This is a genomic window from Streptomyces sp. NPDC004610 (assembly GCF_040609715.1).
Classification (GTDB): domain Bacteria; phylum Actinomycetota; class Actinomycetes; order Streptomycetales; family Streptomycetaceae; genus Streptomyces.
This window is the reverse complement of sequence record NZ_JBEXLA010000012.1, coordinates 44,770-66,013: the sequence shown is the minus strand read 5'-3', so window position 1 is coordinate 66,013 and position 21,244 is coordinate 44,770. Positions and strand designations below refer to the sequence as shown.

The 21,244-nt window shown below is 71.0% G+C and carries 17 protein-coding genes and 1 tRNA gene; 11 read left to right on the top strand and 7 right to left on the bottom strand.

Annotation, left to right across the window (positions count from 1 at the left end; translation table 11 throughout):
- Positions 1-379 precede the first annotated feature (379 nt).
- The 3 genes from ABZX40_RS15650 to ABZX40_RS15640 form a co-directional block, all read right to left on the bottom strand.
- Positions 380-1,423 carry an AI-2E family transporter gene (locus ABZX40_RS15650; protein WP_355748036.1) on the bottom strand — a complete coding sequence of 348 codons (1,044 nt, stop codon included), beginning with the start codon at positions 1,421-1,423 and terminating at the stop codon, positions 380-382.
- Between the two features lie 97 nt (positions 1,424-1,520).
- Entirely contained in the window at positions 1,521-2,498 is a 978-nt protein-coding gene (locus ABZX40_RS15645; RefSeq protein WP_355748033.1) for a pirin family protein, read from the bottom strand.
- Positions 2,499-2,642: 144 nt separating this feature from the next.
- A complete protein-coding gene (locus ABZX40_RS15640; RefSeq protein ID WP_355748030.1) occupies positions 2,643-3,116 on the bottom strand; it encodes an SseB family protein in 474 nt (157 codons plus the stop codon).
- 264 nt (positions 3,117-3,380) lie between these two features.
- On the opposite strand from ABZX40_RS15640, the gene ABZX40_RS15635 reads away from it, so the two are divergent.
- Both ABZX40_RS15635 and ABZX40_RS15630 read left to right on the top strand, forming a co-directional pair.
- Positions 3,381-5,207, top strand: a complete 1,827-nt coding sequence (locus tag ABZX40_RS15635; RefSeq protein ID WP_355748027.1) for an acyl-CoA dehydrogenase — start codon at positions 3,381-3,383, stop codon at positions 5,205-5,207.
- A 1,080-nt stretch (positions 5,208-6,287) separates the two neighbouring features.
- Positions 6,288-7,586 (top strand): M18 family aminopeptidase, encoded by a 1,299-nt coding sequence (locus tag ABZX40_RS15630; RefSeq protein ID WP_355748024.1) that lies wholly within the window; start codon positions 6,288-6,290, stop codon positions 7,584-7,586.
- Positions 7,587-7,607: 21 nt separating this feature from the next.
- Here ABZX40_RS15630 and ABZX40_RS15625 read toward each other — a convergent pair whose 3' ends face one another.
- Positions 7,608-9,467 (bottom strand): NHL domain-containing thioredoxin family protein, encoded by a 1,860-nt coding sequence (locus ABZX40_RS15625; protein ID WP_355748021.1) that lies wholly within the window; start codon positions 9,465-9,467, stop codon positions 7,608-7,610.
- A gap of 74 nt (positions 9,468-9,541) precedes the next feature.
- Between ABZX40_RS15625 and ABZX40_RS15620 the strand changes: the two genes are divergently transcribed.
- Positions 9,542-10,036 carry an LURP-one-related family protein gene (locus ABZX40_RS15620; RefSeq protein WP_355748018.1) on the top strand — a complete coding sequence of 165 codons (495 nt, stop codon included), beginning with the start codon at positions 9,542-9,544 and terminating at the stop codon, positions 10,034-10,036.
- A 117-nt stretch (positions 10,037-10,153) separates the two neighbouring features.
- On the opposite strand, the gene ABZX40_RS15615 is transcribed toward ABZX40_RS15620, so the two are convergent.
- Positions 10,154-10,948, bottom strand: coding sequence for a carbon-nitrogen family hydrolase (locus tag ABZX40_RS15615; protein WP_355748015.1), 795 nt, complete (start codon positions 10,946-10,948; stop codon positions 10,154-10,156).
- A 223-nt stretch (positions 10,949-11,171) separates the two neighbouring features.
- On the opposite strand from ABZX40_RS15615, the gene ABZX40_RS15610 reads away from it, so the two are divergent.
- Complete coding sequence (locus ABZX40_RS15610) at positions 11,172-11,996, top strand: maleylpyruvate isomerase family mycothiol-dependent enzyme (protein ID WP_355748012.1); 825 nt, start codon at positions 11,172-11,174, stop codon at positions 11,994-11,996.
- Positions 11,997-12,201: 205 nt separating this feature from the next.
- Here ABZX40_RS15610 and ABZX40_RS15605 read toward each other — a convergent pair whose 3' ends face one another.
- Both ABZX40_RS15605 and ABZX40_RS15600 read right to left on the bottom strand, forming a co-directional pair.
- The gene (locus ABZX40_RS15605) at positions 12,202-13,482 is read right to left on the bottom strand and encodes an MFS transporter (protein ID WP_355748060.1); all 1,281 of its coding nucleotides are present in this window, start codon (positions 13,480-13,482) and stop codon (positions 12,202-12,204) included.
- A gap of 80 nt (positions 13,483-13,562) precedes the next feature.
- Complete coding sequence (locus ABZX40_RS15600) at positions 13,563-14,303, bottom strand: GntR family transcriptional regulator (protein ID WP_355748009.1); 741 nt, start codon at positions 14,301-14,303, stop codon at positions 13,563-13,565.
- Positions 14,304-14,523: 220 nt separating this feature from the next.
- Here ABZX40_RS15600 and ABZX40_RS15595 point away from each other — a divergent pair, with 220 nt between their 5' ends.
- From ABZX40_RS15595 to ABZX40_RS15565, 7 genes are all read left to right on the top strand, one after another.
- Positions 14,524-15,420: a D-alanyl-D-alanine carboxypeptidase gene (locus ABZX40_RS15595; protein WP_355748006.1), complete on the top strand. Its 897-nt coding sequence runs from the start codon at positions 14,524-14,526 to the stop codon at positions 15,418-15,420.
- A gap of 138 nt (positions 15,421-15,558) precedes the next feature.
- Positions 15,559-15,630: transfer RNA gene (locus ABZX40_RS15590), tRNA-Tyr, on the top strand.
- A 2-nt stretch (positions 15,631-15,632) separates the two neighbouring features.
- Positions 15,633-18,071 (top strand): hypothetical protein, encoded by a 2,439-nt coding sequence (locus ABZX40_RS15585; protein WP_355748003.1) that lies wholly within the window; start codon positions 15,633-15,635, stop codon positions 18,069-18,071.
- Positions 18,072-18,116: 45 nt separating this feature from the next.
- Positions 18,117-18,536 carry a WXG100 family type VII secretion target gene (locus ABZX40_RS15580; RefSeq protein ID WP_355748001.1) on the top strand — a complete coding sequence of 140 codons (420 nt, stop codon included), beginning with the start codon at positions 18,117-18,119 and terminating at the stop codon, positions 18,534-18,536.
- A gap of 73 nt (positions 18,537-18,609) precedes the next feature.
- Positions 18,610-18,921: a WXG100 family type VII secretion target gene (locus ABZX40_RS15575; RefSeq protein ID WP_355747999.1), complete on the top strand. Its 312-nt coding sequence runs from the start codon at positions 18,610-18,612 to the stop codon at positions 18,919-18,921.
- Positions 18,921-20,666 (top strand): RNase A-like domain-containing protein, encoded by a 1,746-nt coding sequence (locus tag ABZX40_RS15570; protein WP_355747996.1) that lies wholly within the window; start codon positions 18,921-18,923, stop codon positions 20,664-20,666. Before ABZX40_RS15575 ends, ABZX40_RS15570 begins: the two co-directional genes overlap by 1 nt.
- A gap of 14 nt (positions 20,667-20,680) precedes the next feature.
- Positions 20,681-21,244 (top strand): hypothetical protein, encoded by a 564-nt coding sequence (locus ABZX40_RS15565; RefSeq protein ID WP_355747994.1) that lies wholly within the window; start codon positions 20,681-20,683, stop codon positions 21,242-21,244.

Below are 21,244 nucleotides of genomic sequence, written 5' to 3'. Positions count from 1 at the left end.
GATCCCGGACGAGGTCGGCTGACGGTGGCAAGCCACCCGGTCACGCACCGTGCCCCGGGCGCACGCCAGGTGACCCCCGGTGACCGGCCCGCACCCGTTTCCCTCGTTCCGGGCGTTTGACCCCTCACGGACAGCACGCATCCACTCACCGTCCGTATCGTCGAGACGCAGCCCGTGAACGGCGGCCGGATGCCTCCGCGGAAGCACCGGGACGGGCCGGATACCCCGTCCCCGCACCGGAGACGCCCGGAACCTCCACCGCCGTACGCCCCTCACGGGAACCGCCCCGGTCCGGGTTCCTGCCCTCCTGGACCGGGGCCCCGGGACGGGCCGGCAGGTCACCGTGGCTCACGGCCGGGACGCTCCCGGACGACGTGCCCTACGCCGGGCCCGTCCCCGGGGTGTAGCGGTCGCGCAGTTCGCTGATGACGCCGAAGGCCGCCGCGGTGAGCGGGACGGCGAGCAGCATGCCGAGGATCCCGGCGACGGAGGCGCCCGCGGTGATGGCGAGCATCACCACCGCCGGGTGCATCTGCACGGTCCGGCTCTGGATCGCCGGCTGGAGGACATGCCCCTCCAGCACCTGGACGGCGAGCACCACCCCGAGCGCCCACAGCGCGATCACGAACCCCCGGTCGGCGAGAGCCACCAGCACCGCGACCGCCCCGGAGATGAAGGCGCCGAGGTAGGGGATGTACGCGCCGACGAAGACCAGCGCGCCCAGGCCCATCGCGCCGGGCACCCGCAGGATCAGCAGGCCGATGGTGATGCACACGGCGTCGATGAAGGCGATCACGGTGGTGCCGCGCATAAAGCCCTCGACGGCCCGGAAGGCACGCCGGGCCATGGCCTCGACGGTGTCGGCGGCGCCGGGCGGCGACAGGGAGCGCAGCGTCCCGGCGGCCCGGTCGGAGTCGCGCAGGAAGAAGAAGACCAGCAGCAGCGCCAGCACGGCCAGCGCGATGGTCTCGCCGACCACGCTGACCCCGCTGATCACCCCGGAGGCCGCGGTGCCGCCGAACTTGCCGAGCAGATCGCGGGAGTTGGTCGCGAGGTCGTTCAGCGAGGTGCCGGCCGCCCCGAAGTGCCGGGCGAGCGAGGTCGCGGCCTGTTTGAGGGAGGCGATGATCTGGTCGCCGGAGTCGATCAGCGCGGCGACGACGATATAGACGGCGCCGCCGACGACGGCGACCACGGCGACGCAGGTCAGCGCGGCGGCCAGCGACCGGTTGACCCGGGCTCTGACCAGCCGCCGGTGGAAGGGGCGCAGCAGCGCCGTACCGAGCAGGGCGAGCAGCACCGGCACCACGGCCGTGCGCAGCACCGAGCAGAGCCGGATCCCGACCCAGGCCACGGCCACCGCCAGCAGGATGACCGCGCACCAGGCGGCGAGACGGCGTACGGGCTCGGGCAGCAGGCGCATCCCCTCAGCGGATCACGCGGCGGGCGGGCTGTCCTGTCCGGACGGCCCGCCCGGGTGAGCGACGGGGGCGCCTGCGCGAGGCCCCGGTGACGGGACGTCAGCCCTGCGGACCCTCGTCCGTCATCCCGTGCACGGCGGGGACGGTGCCCAGCCGGCCCTTCTGGAAGTCCTCGAACGCCTGCTGGAGTTCGTCACGGGTGTTCATGACGAAGGGTCCGTAGTGCGCCATGGGCTCCCGGATCGGCTGCCCGCCGAGGAGCACGACCTCCAGGTCGGGGGTGTGCCCGTCCTGCTTCTCGTCCGCGCGGACGGTCAGCGAGGAGCCCTCGCCGAAGACCGCGGTCTGGCCGAGCTGGATGGGCCGGCGCTCGGCGCCGACCGTGCCGCGCCCGGCGAGGACATAGGCGAGCCCGTTGAAGTCCTCGCGCCAGGGCAGGGTGATCTCCGCGCCCGGCGCCAGTGTGGCGTGGACCAGGGTGATCGGGGTGTGGGTGATGCCGGGGCCCTCGTGCCCGTCCAGCTCACCGGCGATGACGCGGAGCAGCGCGCCGCCGTCGGGGGAGGTGAGCAGCTGCACCTGGCCGGAGCGGATGTCCTGGTAGCGCGGCGCCATCATCTTGTCCTTGGCGGGGAGGTTCACCCACAGCTGGATGCCGTGGAAGAGGCCGCCCGAGACGACGAGATGCTCCGGCGGGGCCTCGATGTGCAGCAGGCCGGCGCCCGCGGTCATCCACTGGGTGTCCCCGTTGGTGATGGTGCCGCCACCGCCGTTGGAGTCCTGGTGGTCGAAGATCCCGTCGATGATGTAGGTCACGGTCTCGAAGCCGCGGTGGGGGTGCCAGGGGGTGCCCTTGGGCTCGCCCGGCGCGTACTCCACCTCACCCATCTGGTCCATCATGATGAACGGGTCGAGGTGGCGGTAGTTGATCCCCGCGAAGGCGCGGCGCACCGGGAAGCCCTCCCCCTCGAAGCCGCTCGGCGCGGTGGTGACGGCGAGCACGGGTCGGGCCACGGCGTCGGTGGAAGCGGCCACTCGGGGCAGCGTCAGCGGGTTCTCGACGGTCACAGCGGGCATGTCGGTACCTCCTTGTGTACGCTCACTTTAGTTGATGGTTGAACTTTCTGCCACCTGTAACGAAGGAAGCCCGGAGGGCATTCCCCCCGGGCTCAGAAAACAGTCGCGAACGGCGACGGGACGACTACGACTGACGGCTACGCCTCAGCCGTACATCCGCCGCATCGCGAAGTCGACCATCTGTTCGACCGCCTTCGCGTCGAAGACCATCCGGTGCTCGCCCTCCATGTCCAGGACGAAGCCGTAGCCGGTCGGCAGCAGATCGATCACCTCCGAACCGGTGATCACGAAGTACTTGGACTCCTTGCCCGCGTACCGGCGCAGCTCCTTGAGCGAGGAGAACATCGGGATCACCGGCTGCTGGGTGTTGTGCAGGGCGAGGAAGCCGGGGTTGTCGCCGCGCGGGCAGTACACCTTCGAGGTGGCGAAGACCTGCTGGAAGTCCTCGGCCGGCATCTGCCCGGTGGTGAACGCGCGCACCGCGTCGGCCAGCGAGGGCGGGGAGGGTTCCGGATACAGCGGCGGCTGCTGCCCGTAGCCCCCCACGCCGCCGGGCATCTGCTGCGGCTGGGCGTACTGCGCACCACCGTTGTCCATCGGCTGCCCGTATCCGTACATGCGCGCAAGCGTACCGAGCGGGGGGCGGCCGGTGCCCGGCGAGGGCCGATCCCGGGTGCGGGCGACGGCCGGTGTCCGGTGCGCGTGACGGCCGGTGTCCGGTGCCGCCGACGGCCGATATGTAGAGCCTTCTCACACTTGGCCGAGTGGGGGTTGCTTCTTATTACCGACGGGTAGCATCATCGTAGTCAGTCAGTCAGCACAGGAATATGTGAACGGGGCGCGAGGAGTCAGTGCCTCGCCGATCTCTACGGAGCCATCGCCATGGGGCACTACAAGTCGAATCTCCGCGACATCGAGTTCAATCTCTTCGAGGTACTGGGACGCGACAAGCTGTACGGCACCGGCCCGTTCGAGGAGATGGACACCGACACCGCGAAGAGCGTTCTCTCGGAGCTGACCCGGCTCGCGGAGAACGAGCTGGCCGAGTCGTTCGCCGACGCCGACCGCAACCCGCCGGTCTTCGACCCGGAGACGGGCACCGCACCGGTGCCGGACTCCTTCAAGAAGAGCTACCGGGCGTTCATGGACTCGGAGTACTGGCGCCTCGGCCTGCCCGAGGGCATCGGCGGCACCACCGCCCCGCCCTCGCTGATCTGGTCGTACGCGGAGCTGATCCTCGGGGCCAACCCGGCGATCTGGATGTACTCCTCCGGCCCGGCGTTCGCCCGCATCCTCTTCGAGGAGGGCACCGAGGAACAGCGCCACATCGCCTCGCTCGCCGTCGAGCGGACCTGGGGCTCCACGATGGTGCTGACCGAGCCGGACGCCGGTTCGGACGTGGGCGCCGGGCGCGCGAAGGCCGTCCGGCAGGAGGACGGCTCCTGGCACATCGAGGGCGTGAAGCGCTTCATCACCTCCGGTGAGCACGACATGGAGGAGAACATCCTCCACTACGTCCTGGCCCGCCCCGAGGGCGCCGGACCCGGCACCAAGGGCCTGTCCCTCTTCCTCGTCCCGAAGTTCCTCTTCGACTTCGGGACCGGCGAGCTGGGCGAGCGCAACGGCGTCTACGCGACGAACGTCGAGCACAAGATGGGCCTCAAGGCGTCCAACACCTGCGAGCTGACCTTCGGCGACCGGCACCCGGCCAAGGGCTGGCTGATCGGCGACAAGCACGACGGCATCCGCCAGATGTTCCGGATCATCGAGTTCGCCCGGATGATGGTCGGCACCAAGGCGATCTCCACCCTCTCCACGGGCTACCTCAACGCCCTGGAGTACGCCAAGGAGCGCGTCCAGGGCCCCGACCTGGCCCACTTCATGGACAAGGCCGCGCCCAAGGTCACCATCACCCACCACCCCGACGTCCGCCGCTCCCTCATGACGCAGAAGGCGTACGCGGAGGGCATGCGCGCGCTGGTGCTGCACACCGCGTCCGTGCAGGACGCCATCGCGGCGAAGGAGGCGTCCGGCGAGGACGCGTCCACCGAGCACGCGCTGAACGATCTGCTGCTCCCGATCGTCAAGGGCTACGGCTCGGAGAAGGGCTACGAGCAGCTCGCCCAGTCGCTCCAGACCTTCGGCGGCTCCGGGTTCCTCCAGGAGTACCCGATCGAGCAGTACATCCGGGACGCCAAGATCGACACCCTGTACGAGGGCACGACGGCGATCCAGGGGCAGGACTTCTTCTTCCGGAAGATCGTCCGCAACCAGGGCGCGGCGCTGAACTCGCTGGCCGAGGAGATCAGGACGTTCCTGGCGCTGGGCACCGGCGGCGCGGAGCTGGCCGGGGCGCGCGAGCACCTGGCGAAGGCGGCGGTCGAGCTGGAGGCGATCGTCGGTCTGATGCTGACCGACCTCGCGGCCACCGAGCAGGACGTCAAGAACATCTACAAGGTGGGCCTGAACACCACCCGGCTGCTGCTGGCCTCCGGCGATGTGATCGTCGGCTATCTGCTGCTGCGCGGCGCCGCGGTGGCCGCCGAGAAGCTCCCGACGGCGTCCCCGAGGGACGTGCCCTTCTACACCGGCAAGATCGCGGCGGCGAAGTTCTTCGCGGCGAACGTCCTGCCGGGCGTCACCCTGGCCCGCAAGATCTCCGAGACGGTCGAACTGGACCTGATGGAACTGGACGAGGCGGCGTTCTGACGTCCGTCGGTTGACCGGGTTCTTCGGCGTCGGTCGGCTGACCGGTCGGGCGGTATCGGTCGGCAGACCCGTCCTGCGGTTTCGGCCGACTGACCCGTCCGCCGGCATCGGTCGGCAGACCGGTCCGCCGGGCTGCGCCGCCGGGCGGGCCGGGTGGGCGTCGGCGTTCGTCAGCCTCCGCCGCCGGGCGGGCCCGGTGGGCGTCGGGGTCCGCCGGCGACCGGGCCGGTGTCCGGCCGATCCCGCCGGGTGCGGGTCCCGTCCCGCGGGCGGCCCGCCGTCGGGATCTGCCGGGAGCCGGGCCGGTATCCGCCGGGCGACCGGCCCGCTGTCCGGACGATCCTCCTGGCTCGGGCCTCCTTCCCCTGGTCGGCCCGCCGTCCGGCCGATCCGCCGGGCGGGATCCCCGTCCCCTGACGGGCCCACCGTCGGCACCCGTCGGCCGACGTGCCCGGTGCCCGCCGACATCCGTCGGGAGGCGGGGCCCGGCGTCCGTCGGGAGGCGGGTCCGGTGTCCATCGGCATCTGTCGCCCGGCGGGCCCGGTCCGTCGGCGTCCGCTGGTCGACCACCCCACCATCCGACCGCCCACCGCCCAGCCACCCCACCGTCCGACCGGCCCACCGCCCAACCACCCACCGCCCAACCACCCCACCGCCCAACCACCCCACCGCCCGACCACCCACCGTCCGACCACCCGCCGTCCGACCACCCGCCGTCCGGCCGATCCCGCCGGGCGCGGCCCCGTCCCCCGACGGGCCCGCCGCCGACATCCACCAGCCGACGGGCCCGGCATCCCTCAGCACTCGTCGCCCGACGGGCCCGGCATCCCTCAGCACCCGTCGCCCGACGAGCCCGGTGTCCGTCGGCATCCATCGCCCGGCGGGTCCGAAGGGCCCGGCACCCATCCCCCGACGAGCCCGGCACCCATCACGCCCCCACCCCCACCCCAACCCCCACCGGCCCGATATCCCCCGCCCAACCAGCCCACCGCCCCCTACCGGCCGGTCTCCACACCGTTCTCACCAGGGCCCGCTCCCACCACGGGAAGCGGGCCCTGGTACGTCGTTAAGGTGAACCCATGAGCGAACCCGTCCGCCTCGACCGCGGCCACACCGAAGACCTGATGTCGTTCCTGGCGGCCGGGCCGTCGCCGTACCACGCCGTCGCGGCCGTCGCCGAGCGGCTGGAGAAGGCCGGGTTCCGGCAGGTCGCGGAGACCGACGCCTGGGACGCGGGCACGGGCGGGCGCTATGTGCTGCGCGGGGGCGCGATCATCGCCTGGTACGTACCGGAGGGCACCGCACCGCACACCCCGTTCCGGATCGTCGGCGCGCACACCGACTCCCCCAACCTCCGGGTCAAGCCGCTGCCCGACGCCGGGGCGCACGGCTGGCGGCAGATCGCGGTGGAGATCTACGGCGGCCCGCTGATGAACTCCTGGCTGGACCGGGACCTCGGCATCGCCGGCCGTCTCACCCTCCGGGACGGCACGACCCGGCTGGTCAATGTCGACCGCCCGCTGCTGCGCGTGCCGCAGCTGGCGATCCATCTGGACCGCTCGGTGTCGTCGGAGGGGCTCAAGCTGGACAAGCAGCGCCATCTCCAGCCGGTGTGGGGGCTGGGCGACGACGTGCGGGACGGCGATCTGATCGCGTTCCTGGAGCAGGAGGCCGGGCTCGCGGCGGGCTCGGTCGCCGGGTGGGACCTGATGACCCACCCGGTGGAGGCGCCCGCGCTGCTGGGCCGGGACCAGGAGCTGGTCGTCGGCCCGCGCATGGACAACCTCCTCTCCGTGCACGCCGCCACCGCGGCGCTGACCGCGGTCGCCTCCGGCGGCGAGGCCCTCCCCTACATCCCGGTGATCGCGGCCTTCGACCACGAGGAGAACGGCTCCCAGTCCGACACCGGCGCGGACGGCCCGCTGCTCGGCAGCGTCCTGGAGCGGTCGGTGCTCGCCCGGGGCGGCTCCTGGGAGGACCGCGCCCGCGCCTTCGCCGGAACGATCTGCCTGTCCTCCGACACAGGCCACGCCGTCCACCCCAACTACGCCGAGCGCCACGACCCGACCCACCACCCCCGGGTCAACGGCGGCCCGATCCTCAAGGTCAACGTCAACAACCGCTATGCGACGGACGGTTCGGGCCGGGCGGTGTTCGCGGCGGCCTGCGAGAAGGCGGGCGTCCCCTTCCAGTCGTTCGTCTCCCACAACTCCATGCCCTGCGGCACCACGATCGGCCCCATCACCGCCGCCCGCCACGGCATCCGGACCGTCGACATCGGCGTGGCGATCCTGTCGATGCACAGCGCGCGCGAGATGTGCGGGGTGGACGACCCGCACATGCTGGGCAACGCGCTGATCGCGTTTCTGGAGGGCTGACACACCACCTGGTCCCTAGGCCTAGGCGGCCGGGCCCTCGTCCATCCCCGCCAGCACCAGCCCCAGCCGCCCCGCTCCCCCCGCCACCAGCCGCACCGGCACCCCCCAGTCCTGCTGGTGGACATGGCAGGCGGGGTAGGGGTTGGCCGGGTCGTCGTCGCAGGACGCGGCCATCGCGGCGATGTGCAGGACGCCCTCGGGGACGGCCGGGTTCAGTTCCAGCGCGCGGGTGAGGTCGGTGTCCGCGCCCTCGCCCTTCAGGAGCAGCTCGGGCGGGGTGGAGGAGACCAGGAGGCGGGTGGAGAGGCCGTACCTCGTGTCGAGTTTCTGGCCGGCCGGGGCCTGGAAGATCACGTCCAGGCGGAGGGCGCCCGGGGCCACGTCCGTGGCCTCGCGCCGGGTGCGGTGGGCGACGGAGTCGACCCGTACCGCCTCCTCGGGCAGGCGCAGCCGGGTCAGCCGGTGGCGGGCGGACTCGACGACCAGGATGTCGTCCCCGGCCAGCACCGCGTCACTGGGCTCGCGCAGATCGGTGGCGAGGGTGGTGACCTCGCCGGTGGCGGGGTCGTAGCGGCGCAGGGCGTGGTTGTAGGTGTCGGCGACGGCCACCGAGCCGTCGGGCAGGGCGGTCACGCCCAGCGGGTGCTGGAAGAGGGCCCGGTCGGCGGGGCCGTCGCGGTGGCCGAAGTCGAACAGGCCGGTGCCGACGGCGGTGTGCACGGAGCCGTCCGGCGCCACCCAGCGCAGGGAACTGGTCTCGGCGTCGGCCAGCCAGAGGCGGTCCGGGGTCGCCGCGAGCCCCGACGGCTGGGCGAACCACGCCTCGGCGCCGGGCCCGTCGAGCAGCCCCTCGTTGGTCGTCCCGGCGGTGACCTCCACCGTCGCGGTGTCCGGGTCGTACGCCCACAGCTGGTGCACGCCCGCCATCGCGATCCACAGCCGGTCCTGCCACCAGGCCACGTCCCAGGGCGAGGAGAGAGGGACCTCGCGGGCCGGGCCGGAGACGGCGTCGCCCTGCATCCACTGGGCGCCGGTCCCGGCCAGGGTCGTCGTGGCGCCGGTCGCCGGGTCGAAGCGGCGCAGCGCGTGATTGACGGTGTCGGCGACGGCGACCGTGCCGTCCGGGAGGAGGGCGAGGCCCTGCGGCTCCTGGAAGCGGGCGCGGTCGGCGGGACCGTCGGCCAGGCCGCGCCCGCCCGCGCCGATCCGGCGCAGCACGCTCTCCCCGTCCGCCGCCAGCTCCACCAGCTGATGCCGGGTCGTGTCGCTGACCAGGAACGTTCCGCCGGGCAGCGGCAGCGCCTTGCCGGGGAACCGCAGCACCGTCGGCTCCGGCTCGGGGGCGATGTACGGGCCGTCGCCGCGCCGCAGGGTGCCCCTGGCGGCATGCTCGGTCTCCAGCTCCGCGACCAGCCGCTCGATGGCGTGCACATGCCCCTCACCGGCGTGCTGGGCGACGACGTACCCCTCCGGGTCGATCACCACCAGCGTCGGCCAGGCCCGGACCGCGTACTGCTTCCAGGTCGCGAGCCGCGGATCGTCCAGCACCGGGTGGGCGACGCCGTACCGCTCGACGGCGTCCACCACGGCCGCGTGGTCCGCCTCGTGCACGAACTTCGGTGAGTGCACCCCGATCACCACCACCGTGTCCGGGTGCTTCTCCTCCAGCTCCCGCAGCTCGTCCAGGACATGCAGGCAGTTGACGCAGCAGAACGTCCAGAAATCCAGGATGACGATACGTCCGCGCAGGTCGGCGAGGGTGTAGGCGGTACCGCCGGTGTTCAGCCAGCCGCCCTCGCCGATCAGCTCGGGCGCCCGGACCCGGGCCCTTCGGCGGGGGGCGGGGTGGGGAGTGTGCTCCGGAGCGGCGGCGTCGTTCATCCTTCAAGCTTGCCATTCGGGTGTGAACGGGGGGTCACAGCGGTGGACGGGGGCCGCGGGGGAACCCGTCCCGCATGAGATTCCTCGTACGCGAACGGCTGCTCGGTATCGGCGACGACTACTGGATCGAGGACGACCGGGGCCACAAGGCGTTCCTGGTCGACGGGAAGGCGCTGCGGCTGCGGGACACCTTCGAGCTGAAGGATCCGCAGGGGCGGGTGCTGATCGACATCCGCCAGAAGATGTTCGCGCTGCGGGACACCATGGTCATCGAGCGCGACGGCGAGCCCCTGGCCCGCATCCGCCGCAAACGCCTCTCCCTGCTGCGCAACCACTACCGGGTCGCCCTGGCCGACGGCACGGAACTCGACGTCAGCGGCAAGATCCTCGACCGCGAGTTCGCCATCGAGTACGACGGTGAGCTGCTCGCCGTCATCTCCCGCCGCTTTCTGCACGTCCGGGAGACCTACGGGGTGGACGTGGTCCGGGAGGACGCCGATCCGGCACTGCTGATCGCGGTGACCGTGTGCGTCATCCAGCTGGCGGACAAGGAGCGGGGGGAGGGGTGAGGGATGAGGGGTGAGGGGGATGGGGAGCGCCCGCCCGGGGCGTACGGCGGTAGCTGGTCACGGTCGCTGTCACCGTCGCTGTCGCCCTCGCCGTCGCTGTCGCTGTCGCCGGGCCGGTCAGCCCGGGGGCTCCAGGCCCAGGACCCGGTCCTTCAGCGCCGGGAACTGCTCGCGGGTGCGGGCCACCTTCGCCGGGTCGAACTCCACCCGGAGCACCTCTTCTCCCGCTCCCGCCTCCGCCAGGACCTCCCCCCACGGGCCGACCACGATCGAGTGACCGGCCTGGGGAACCCCCGCGTGCGTCCCGGCCGTTCCACACGCGAGGACGAACGCCTGGTTCTCCACCGCCCGTGCCTGCGCCAGCAGCGTCCAGTGCCCCCGCCGCCGCTCCGGCCAGCCCGCGGGGATCACCAGCGTCTCGGCCCCGGCGTCGACCAGCCCGCGGAACAGCTCAGGAAAACGGAGGTCATAGCAGGTAGCCAGCCCGATCACGGTCTCCGGCAGCCGTACGGTCACCAGTTCCCGCCCGGCCCCCATCAGCACGGCCTCGCCCTTGTCGAACCCGAAGCGATGGATCTTGCGGTAGGCCGCGGCCCGCTCTCCCGAGGGGGAGAAGACAAGAGAGGTGTTGTAGAGCGTCCCGTCGGCGGCCCGCTCGGGGATCGATCCCGCGTGCAGCCACACCCCCGCGTCCGCCGCCGCCTTCGCCATCGCCTCGTGCGTCGGCCCGGTCAGCGGCTCGGCCGCCCGGCCGAACGCCTCGAAGGCGAACGCCCCGGTGGTCCACAGCTCCGGCAGCACCACGAGATCCGCGGTCCCCGCCTCCGCTCTGACCAGCGCGGCGACCCGTTCCCTACGAGAATCGACCGATTCGCCCTCGTCTATAGCGATCTGGAGGAGAGAGGCGCGCACACTACCACCGTCCTGGCATTCGAGCCGTCCACACGGGCCTACGATCGTCACACGAAAGCACTGCCGGGCTGCCTCCCAGCAGCGTAACTTGGGGGTCCTCCCCGGTTCGAGCCCAGCGACGGACCGACGGAGACCGAGACACCGAGACGCCGCCGACAGCCACCTCCCACTGGCAATGCCGCCACAACCTGCCCGTGCCACGACCGCCGAGGGGTCCCGTTCCGTGAGTCTGCATCCCACCCTCCAGCCCTACGCCGACGCCTGGACGCACTCCATCGATGCGATATCCGAGCTGGTGCAGCCGCTCGTGGAGGCCGACTGGAACCGCCGGACCCCCTGCCCCGGCTGGTCCGTCCGGGACATCGTGTCCCATGTCATCGGCCTCAACAACGAGATGCTGGGTGACCCGCGGCCGATCCACACCCTGCCGCGCGACCTCTTCCATGTCACCAACGACCACCAGCGCTATATGGAGATGCAGGTCGATGTCCGTCGGCACCACACCTCCCCGGAGATGACCTCCGAGCTGGAGTACACGGTCATCCGCCGCAACCGCCAGCTGCGCAACGAGTCCCGCGACCCCGGCACCAAGGTGCGCGGCCCGCTCGGCGCGGACCTGACGCTGGAGGAGTCGATGCGTGAGCACGCCTTCAGCATGTGGGTGCACGAGCAGGATCTGCGCACCACCCTCGGCGCCCCCGGCAACCTCGACTCGCCGGGCGCCCATGTCGCCCGGGACGTGCTGCTCGACGCGCTGCCCGAGATCGTCGCCGGGAAGGCGGACGCCCCGCGCAGCTCGGCGATCGTCTTCGATGTGAACGGCCCGATCGAGTTCCTGCGCACGATCCGGGTCGACATCCAGGGCCGGGGCACCCTGGAGACCGCGCCCGCGCTCGGCCCCGCCGCCACCCTCGGGCTCGACTGGGAGACCTATGTCCGGCTGGCCTGCGGCCGGGTCACGGTGGACTCGGTCGCCGACCGACTGAAGCTGGAGGGCGACCCGAAGCTGACGGCGGCGATCCTGCGGCACTTCACGGTGACGAAGTAGGTGACGAAGCAGGTGACCAAGTAGGTGACGAAGTAGGAGTCACCGTCGCCGGTCTTGTCCGACGATCGAGGACGAGGACAAGAACGAGAGCGACGAGAACGACGAGGACGAGAGCGACGAGGACGAGGCCCGTTCCGGGCCGCAGCGGGGATCTGGGGGCGGCAGCCCCCAGAACCGCATCCGGGTACCCGGGTCCCGGGTCCGCCTAGACGGGGACGTGCACCGAGGACACCCGGCTGGCGACCAGCCGCTCACGCTCGATCCGCGCCACCCGCCGCCGCAGCCGCAGCATCTGGCTCACCCCCAGCGCCTGGAGCACGAACACCGCGGAGAACGCGATGCCGTAGTTCCCGCCGGAGGCGTCGAGCAGCACCCCGACCGCGAACAGCGTCGTCATCGAGGCGACGAAACCGCCCATGTTGGTGATGCCGGAGGCGGTGCCCTGACGTTCGGGCGGATTCGCCGGACGGGAGAAGTCGAAGCCGATCATCGACGCCGGTCCGCACGCGCCGAGCACCGCGCACAGCGTGATCAGCAGCCACAGCGGGGCGTGGGCGCCGGGCCAGACCAGGGTGACGGCCCAGAGGACGGCCGTCGCGCCGACCGTACCGAGGGCGAGCGGCAGCCGGGCGCCGTGGTGCCGGGCGACGATCTGGCCGTAGACGAGGCCGACGGCCATGTTGGAGAGCACGACCAGGGTGAGCAGGGCGCCCGCCGAGCCGCGGCTCAGCCCCTGTGCCTCCACCAGGAACGGCAGCCCCCACAGCAGCAGGAAGATCATCGCCGGGAACTGGGAGGTGAAGTGCACCCACAGGCCCAGCCGGGTGCCGGGCTCCCGCCAGGACGCGGCGATCTGGCGGCGGACATAGGCGGCGCCCAGATGCGGGGCGGGTTCGGGGTCGTGGCCCTCGGGGTGGTCCTTGAGGAAGAGCAGCAGCAGGACGAGGACGACGACTCCGGCGACCGCGCTGCCGGCGAACGCGGCGGTCCAGCCGATGCCGTCCAGCAGCGGGGCGAGGGCGAGGGTGGAGACCAGATTGCCGGCCATGCCGACCAGTCCGGCGAGCTGCGCTATCAGGGGCCCGCGGCGGGCGGGGAACCAGCGGGTGCCGAGCCGCAGCACGCTGATGAAGGTCATGGCGTCACCGCAGCCGAGCAGGGCGCGGGAGGCGAGGGCCGTGCCGTAGGAGGGGGAGAAGGCGAAGCCGAGCTGTCCGGCGGTGAACAGGACCGCGCCGATGGCCAGCACCTTCTTGGTGCCGAGCCGGTCGACCAGCAGGCCGACGGGTATCTGCATCCCGGCGTAGACCAGGAGCTGGAGTATGGAGAAGGTGGACAGCGCCGAGGCGTTGACGTCGAACCGGTCGGCGGCGTCGAGCCCGGCCACCCCCAGGGACGTACGGAAGATGACGGCGACGAAGTAGACGGCGACGCCGGTGCACCAGACGGCGACGGCCCGGCGTCCGCCCGGGGGGTCACCGGGCAGGAAGCCGCCGCCGGAGGGGCCCGGGTCCCCCTTGGACGGACCGGAGCCGGCGCCCTTCTTCGGTGGACCCGAGCCGGCGCTCACCGCACCTCACCCCGGGCCAGGTGGGAGAACCAGCCGACATGCCGGTGGACCACGGCGACGGCCGCCTCGGCGTCGCCGGAGCGCAGCGCGTCCAGTATCTCGGCGTGCTCGGTGAGGGTCTTGGCGATCCGGTCGGGGTGGGAGTGCATGACGGCGACGCCCATCCGGAGCTGGCGGTCTCGGAGTTGGTCGTAGAGCCGGGAGAGGATCTCGTTGCCGCCGCTGCGGACGATCTCGGCGTGGAAGCAGCGGTCGGTGACGGCGGCGGCGGTGAAGTCCCCGGCCTCGGCCTGCGCCCGCTGCCGGTCGAGGAGTTCGGCGAGCCGCTCGATGAGCCCCGGCGGGGCGGGCACCGCCTTGCGGGCGGCGTGTTCCTCGACCAGCAGCCGGGTCTCCACGACGTCCGCGATCTCCTGCGCGGAGACCGGCAGCACCAGGGCGCCCTTCTTGGGGTAGAGCCTGATCAGCCCCTCGGCCTCCAGCCGGAGCAGCGCCTCGCGCACCGGGGTGCGGGACACCCCTACGGCCTCGGCCAGTTCGCCCTCGGTGAGCAGCGCGCCACCCTCGTAGCGCCGCTCCAGGACGCCGTCCTTGACGTGGGTGTAGACCCGGTCGGCGGCGGGAGGTTGCTTGATCCTGCGCGGCGGAGCCTTCTCTTGGCGTTCCTGGTGTTCCTCGCGTTCCTGGTGCTCTTGGCGTTCCTGGTGCTCTTCGTGCACGGCGGTGGACGACGGCATGCCGACAGGATAGATACAACACGTACGCATCAGGGAGCCCCGTCCAACATGCGGACCCCGGTATCGAGCCCGCGCACCGCGCCCAACCCGCTCAGATTTTCTTCATCCGGCGCACAACTGTTGACCCTTCTCACGAGTCACACCTGTGCGGCCCTTTTCCTTCCCCCCATCCCTTGGTGGCCGCAAAATAGGGGAATTCAACTTCATCGGGGTACTTCACTTGAAAACCGGCATTCAGGGCACCCGGCTTCGCCGAGCCGCCGCGGTCAGCGTGACCTCCGGCGCGATGCTCGCAGCCGCCGCCTTCTCCGCGGCCCCCGCTCAGGCCGTCACCAAGCCCTCGATCGTGGCCAAGGGCGGCTACGTGATGAACAACGCGAACGGCAAGACGCTCTACACCAAGGCCGCCGACACCAAGGCCGCCACGGGCTCCACGACGAAGATCATGACCGCCAAGGTGGTGCTCGCCCAGCCGAACCTGAACCTGGACGCCAAGGTCACCGTCCAGAAGGCGTACAGCGACTACATCGTCTCCAAGAACGCCTCCTCGGCCCGGCTGATCGTCGGCGACAAGGTGACCGTGCGTCAGCTGCTCTACGGGCTGATGCTGCCGTCAGGCTGCGACGCGGCGTACGCGCTCGCCGACAAGTTCGGCAGCGGCTCGACGCGGGCGGCGCGGGTGAAGTCGTTCATCGGCAAGATGAACACCACGGCCAAGCAGCTCGGCATGACCAACACCAAGTTCGACTCGTTCGACGGCATCAGCAACGGCTCGAACTACTCCACGCCGCGCGATCTGACCAAGCTCGCCAGCAATGTGATGAAGAGCAGCACCTTCCGCACGGTCGTGAAGACCAAGTCCACCAAGCAGCGGGTGACCACGAAGAGCGGCGGCTACCGCGACTACACGTGGACCAACACCAACACCCTGCTCAGCAACTACAGCGGCACGATCGGGGTGAAGACCGGCTCCGGCACCCAGGCCAAGTACTGCCTGGTCTTCGCGGCGACCCGCAACGGCAAGACCGTCATCGGTACGGTCCTGACCTCCACGTCCGCCGCGCAGCGCGAGTCGGACGCGAAGAAGCTGCTCAACTACGGCTTCGCGGTGCTCTGACCTGAACGACACCGGTCAGGCGCGAAGTGCGGGGACCCGTCAGCAGCGCGACGGGTCCCCGACGCCTACCAGGGGCGCCCCCCTGCATCAGAAATACGATTGTCGGCCCACCCTTCCGGCCCCTAGCGTCGGACCTGACGGCGTGTAGCTCAGCAGAAGAGCACCGGGCTGTAGACCCGGAGGGCGCGGGGGCAGAACCCGCCACGCCGGCTATGAACGAGACCGACGACACCGACGAGAACGCCGGGAGCGCCGAGAAGGCCGCGAGCACCGGCACCGGCACCGGCAGCGCTGAGAACGCCTTCGGCGTGAACCCCGGTTATGGCTACGCCCAGTTGGCCGCCGCGCTGCGGACCGCCCACACCCACCCCGACGCCGCCACCCGCCATCGCGCCGAGGAGAAGGGCCGCGCCTGGCGGTCGGTGCTGGCCGGAATGGCGAACGGCAGGCTGCTCATCGGCTCCCGCACCCCGGTCACCGGGCTGCCCGCCTGGGTCACCCCGGAGGTGCTGCGCGGCGGCTTCGCCTCGGGCACGCCGAGCGCGGGCGGCCCCCTCCAGCCGTACGAGGCCCAGGCCGCGGCGCGGGCGGGGGTACCGGCGGAGCGCGGGGCGCTGTTCACGTACTTCCTGACCGAGGCCGGGCTCACCGACCTCGGCGCGCTGCTGGACAGCGGGCGCTACGAGGTCGCCGTACCGGAGGAGGCCGCGCTGCTGACGGTGGCGTGGCTGGCGCGGGCGGGCCGTACGGACGCGGCGCTGGACCTGGTGGCGGAGCTGGCCCCGTTCGCGGAGCGGCTGCGTTTCACGCCCCGTCCGGTACAGCGGGCGGCGCCCGATCCCCGTGCCGTGCACCGGTCGACGGCGGGGGAGGCGGCCCGGTCGCTGGCGGGCCGTCGGCCGAGTACGGCCGTCGACACCCAGCGCGAGGCCGTCACCGTCTGGGCGCCGTTCGCCGATGAACTGCTGGCGCACTGGCTGGAGAGCGCCGAGGACGGCGAGGTGCCGGCCCGGCAGCCGGACGCGGACTGGCGGCGCCGGGCGGCGCTCCTGCTGGCCCGCTACCGCGAACTGGCGGACCGTCACACCCTCTGCGCCAAGCACCGCAGGCGCGGCGAGAACCTGTGGATCCTGCGGACGGCGCTGGAGAAGGCGGCCGAGGGGCGCCGGGTGCCGCCGCGGGAACTGGGTCTGCTGCGGGCCACCGTCGCGGCGATGGTGCGCCGCCGGGGCGAACCGGGCTCGCCGCGGCACACCGCCCTGCGCCAGGAGCAGGCGGCCCAGGCGGCGCTGCCGTCCCACCATGACCTGGCGGCGCTGCTGGTCGAGCGGCTCTCGGCGCTCCCCGCCGAGGCGGGCGTCGCGGACCCGGAGGCGCTGCTCACCCCGGTGACCGACCGGGAGGCGGCGGCGACCGGACTGCCGCCCGCCGCCCCGATCCCGGCGCCGCTGCGGCGCCCGGTGGAGTCGGCGCTGAGCGCTCCGCTGGAGACGCTGGTGGAGCGGGGGGTGGTGCCGTCGGCGGAGGCGCTGGCGGAGCTGGTCCCCCAACTCGTCGCGGCGACCACGGCACAGGCGTACCCGGACCCGGCGCTGCGCGCGCTGTCCGCCGCCACGTACCGCGCCTTCCGCAACCGCCGCTCCCTGCTGCTGCTCAACCTGGAACGCCAGGTGCGGGTGGCGGAGTTGCCGTGGGTGGGCGCGGTGGCGCCGGAACGGGCGGAACGCTCGGGCGGCGGACCCGGCTCCTCCCCGGACACGGACATCCCCGCGACGGCTCTCCGCCGCCTCGCCGGACTGGCCGTCGGCGCCTTCCCCGGCACGCTCCTCCCCAACCCGCTGATCCGCGAGCTGTCGGTACTGGCCCGCGAGGCCGACCTCGGCGCCCCGCTGACGGAGGAACTGGCGGCGGACATCTTCATGGGCGCGTTCAGCCCGAAGTTCATGGTGGCGGCGCGGATCGCGGCGGAACAGCTCCGGGGCACCCTCTACGAGCGCTACTACGCGATCGACTACCGGGCGCTGCGCAACACCGCGATCGAGGAGGCGGCGACCACGCGCGTCCTCAGGCGCGCGACGACATCCCCGGCGTTCGCGGACCTGTGCCGCGCGAGGGCGGAGGAGACGCGGGGCGGCACCTTGGGCAACCTGCACGGCGAGCGCCCCCCACGCTCCCGCTCCCGCTCCCACTCCCGTTCCGGCTCCTGGTCGGTGGCGGACAACGGAAAGATCATCGAGCAGGCGCAGATCCTCACCACGCACAATCTGGCCGTCCTGACCGCCCGCGCGGGCGCCACCCCACCCGACGGCTGGCCCGACCTGGCCCACCGCGCCTTCCTCCGCGCCTGCCGTCTGGCGTCCCGCCTGCCCGGCAACCCGCGTCCGCTCCCCACGATCAAGGACACGGCGTACGCCTGGCGCCAGATGATCTACTTCCTCTCCCTCTCCACCCCGGCCGAACAGACCGAGACCATGGACCGCCTGTGGGAGACCTCGGCCCGCTCCTCCCCCCACCTGACCCCGGCCCTCATCGGCCTCCACCAGACCCTGAACGACGGAACCCCGGACGGGGGCGGGGGGCGAAGCCTGGTGGGGTGGAGCACGAACGGGCACTGGCTGGGAAGGGCCTGGCATCCGCACTCCCGTTCGTAGAGGGTGGCGGTGGCAAGACGATCACCGGTCGACGGGGCGTGAAGTGTGAGCGAGACAGCGGCGGGGCAGGGGCGTGGCGTCGATCTGGCGGTGTCGGGTGAGGATCTGACCCGGCTCGCCCGTGACCTGGACGCCATGCAGAGTCATCTGGACCGTCAGGTCCGGCGCATGGACACGCTGGTCGACCGGGTCGAGGCGGGCTGGCAGGGCCCGGCGGCGACCGCGTACCGCACCTTCCATCGGGCCGCCGCCGAGGACGCCGTCCGCATCCGTGAGGTGATGCGGCAACTGGAGGAGGCGGTTCGGCTCAGCCGGGACGGATTCACCGCGGACGAACAGGAAGTGGTCCGGCGGATGCGGGCGATCCAGGTGGACATCGGCAGCGAGGTCGACAAGCTGTCGACACCGAATCCCGAAGCGGGCACGGAGTCGTCGGCACCCCGCAGCAGCCTCGACTCGTTCTGACCACACCGCGCCGCCCGCCCGCCCGCACCGAACTCGAACTCGAACTCGAACTCGATCCCGGGGGTACCCACCCATGTCGACCGGACCCGTCGACGATCACATAGGCGTCTCCTTCGCGACGCTCCAGGAACTCACGACCGAACTGGAGGACATCCTCAGACAGCTCAACGGCAGGCTGGAGGACCTCTACGAGCGCACGGTGCCGGTCGTGCTGTCATGGCAGGGGGAGGCCCGTGACGTCTTCGTCGACAAGCTGGACGCGTGGGACCGCTCGGCGCAGGATCTCCAGGCGGCCCAGCGGTGGCTCCAGGAGTTCGTCACCAACGGCCACGCCAACTACGCGTCCGCGAACCAGGCCGTCCTGCGAGGCTGGGGAGCCGCCTGATGGGCAGCCCGCCTCCGCCGGCGGGCGGGACGATCGATGTGACGCCTTCGCAGTTGCATCAGGTGGCCGGGGGCTTCGCGGCGCAGCAAAAGCCTTTCGACACCGGCGCCAAGGATCTGCTCACTGATCTGCGGAGTCACCCGGACGCGGGCGGCCACGGAACGGCGGCGCAGGGATTCGCCACCGCGTATGTCGAGGTCGGCGGCCTCTTTCTTGAGGTGTGGGCGAAATCCGTGGAAGGCATCGGTGGCGCGGCCGTCGGTTTCGCCACCACCGCCAACAACTTCTCGCGGGCCGAGGCCGCCAACAGCGCCTCCGGTACCACCGCGCAGCCCGTGGTACAGCCACCGCCGCAGGTTATCGAGAAGGCCCCGTCCTACGGCCCGGTGCCGGATCTGCGATGGGGCGACAATGATGGTGGGGACGATTTCATCCGTTCCTTGCTGGAATTCGTCCCCGATGTGATGTGGCACATCATCCGGCCTCTGCTGGAGCACGCCTTCCGCTGGGGAAAGGTCGCCGAGGTCTACCCCTTCCCGCAGCAGCACTATCTGAACACCCTCTCCCAGGCATGGGCGAACACAACCGTTTCGCTCTCCATGACGGAGAGCGGGCTCACCGGTCTGATGAACGGCATCACCCAGCAGAGCAACAGCGAGTGGTACAACGCCATGCGGCAGTTCTGCAGCTCGCTGTGGGGCACCACGGCCTGGGCGAAGGAGAACTCCGGCGCCACCTACCAGTGGCGGCACGACAGCGGCACCAGCTCGACCGCCACCCAGCCCGTCATGGCTGTCCTCTTCGACAGCGCCATGAAGATCAGCGATCTACTCCGGTCCTTCGCCGAAGCCGCGGTACGGCTGAACGGGAAGGTCTGGGACATCTACCAGGACGCGGTACGCGAGGCCGTGGGGGACATCAATCTCAGCGACGGGGTGGACCTGGGCGACCTCAAGGAGGGGGCCAAGGCTGTCGGCAAGTTCTTCGGAGGGCTCGTCACCTCTGGAGCCGAGTTGGGCGCGTCGATCACGCTCAATCTCAACACGGCCGCGCTGAACGCGGTCGTCGATGCCTACAACACCGAGGTCAATACGCTGACCCCGCAGTTCCGTGCGCTGAAACCCGATCTGGAGGAGGCCAGGCTGAGCGCCCCGGCCTTCCGTGCGGAGGAGGCCCGCGCGGCGGCGTTCGGCGCCCGAGCTCTCAACGAATTCAGGACCGAGCACCAGTGGACCGACCCGCAGGGCACGGGTAACAGCACCTATCGAGTGGATCTGGCCAGCAGTGAATGGATGCTGGACGGCCACACTCTGGACAAACACGCCGGAAAGACCCCGGAGCAACTGGCCCAGCGTCTTCGAGACCAATCCCAGCCACCGACACCGTCCTGGCCTCACAACAAACCCGTGATCGCAGGGGCCTCCAGTTTCACGGATCTGGAAAGCGCTCAGCGATACACGCAGTACAACATCGATCAGCATTCTGCCGAGATCAGAGCCTGGCTCGATGGCCCGCCACCAGAGGACGATCCAGTAAATATATTCATCGGCCCCGGCCCTCCTGGCGAGATCACTGGCACTATTATCACGAAGCAGCCCTATGACCCACAGAACCCACTGACCGGATACAAAGAAGGCGGCATGAACGCCATACCTGTCGACACCACACAAATCAATACTCGTCTGCGGTACGACCCCAGCCTCGATCCGCCCTTTGTGGTGCTGACCTCCATGCCGGCGCGATGACTTCGGGAGCAGAAATGCGCAAGCCGACCAAGACCGCTTGGGAGTCGGCCGCCGTGCGACTCCTGGATGATGTGTACTCACTTGTGGCAACCGGCCCGAGGAGATATCCAGACTGGCAGAGCGACGTGCTCGCCGTGCTGAATCGGGAGGCCGAAGACCCTCGCGGCTGGCGGGTACTCGACTGGGAGTTCAATAAAGAAGGACGGGCGCTGGGAAATGCGTCTTTCCCCTTCCGCCCGCTCTCCCGCGACACGGTGGCCGAGCATCTGTGGGAAATCACAAGGGAGGATGCGGCCCATATCCTGGAAATCATGTCTTACGACTGGGAGTGGCACATCAGTCCGTCTCCGGAAGAAGCCGCGCGCAGAGTCGCGGACACCCACCTCCTACTGGACCGATACGGGGACGAGGTCAGCTGTTATACCAACGTCAGAGGAGTAGGTGACTCGCTTACCCTGGATCTCGCCGCCCGTCGCATCCGCGGTTGGTGGCCTTTCACCGAGTACTCCGGCGACTTCGGATTCGTCGTCGTCTCTCCGGAAGAGGTCGGAGTCTTCTGGACCTTCGACCCCAGATGA

What these genes read in the sequence shown, in the direction of transcription:
- ABZX40_RS15650 (WP_355748036.1), bottom strand. Translation starts at nt 1,423, where the DNA reads ATGCGCCTGCTGCCCGAGCCCGTACGCCGTCTCGCCGCCTGGTGCGCG.
- ABZX40_RS15645 (WP_355748033.1), bottom strand. Translation starts at nt 2,498, where the DNA reads ATGCCCGCTGTGACCGTCGAGAACCCGCTGACGCTGCCCCGAGTGGCC.
- ABZX40_RS15640 (WP_355748030.1), bottom strand. Translation starts at nt 3,116, where the DNA reads ATGTACGGATACGGGCAGCCGATGGACAACGGTGGTGCGCAGTACGCC.
- ABZX40_RS15635 (WP_355748027.1), top strand. Translation starts at nt 3,381, where the DNA reads ATGGGGCACTACAAGTCGAATCTCCGCGACATCGAGTTCAATCTCTTC.
- ABZX40_RS15630 (WP_355748024.1), top strand. Translation starts at nt 6,288, where the DNA reads ATGAGCGAACCCGTCCGCCTCGACCGCGGCCACACCGAAGACCTGATG.
- ABZX40_RS15625 (WP_355748021.1), bottom strand. Translation starts at nt 9,467, where the DNA reads ATGAACGACGCCGCCGCTCCGGAGCACACTCCCCACCCCGCCCCCCGC.
- ABZX40_RS15620 (WP_355748018.1), top strand. Translation starts at nt 9,542, where the DNA reads ATGAGATTCCTCGTACGCGAACGGCTGCTCGGTATCGGCGACGACTAC.
- ABZX40_RS15600 (WP_355748009.1), bottom strand. Translation starts at nt 14,303, where the DNA reads ATGCCGTCGTCCACCGCCGTGCACGAAGAGCACCAGGAACGCCAAGAG.
- ABZX40_RS15585 (WP_355748003.1), top strand. Translation starts at nt 15,633, where the DNA reads ATGAACGAGACCGACGACACCGACGAGAACGCCGGGAGCGCCGAGAAG.
- ABZX40_RS15575 (WP_355747999.1), top strand. Translation starts at nt 18,610, where the DNA reads ATGTCGACCGGACCCGTCGACGATCACATAGGCGTCTCCTTCGCGACG.
- ABZX40_RS15570 (WP_355747996.1), top strand. Translation starts at nt 18,921, where the DNA reads ATGGGCAGCCCGCCTCCGCCGGCGGGCGGGACGATCGATGTGACGCCT.
- ABZX40_RS15565 (WP_355747994.1), top strand. Translation starts at nt 20,681, where the DNA reads ATGCGCAAGCCGACCAAGACCGCTTGGGAGTCGGCCGCCGTGCGACTC.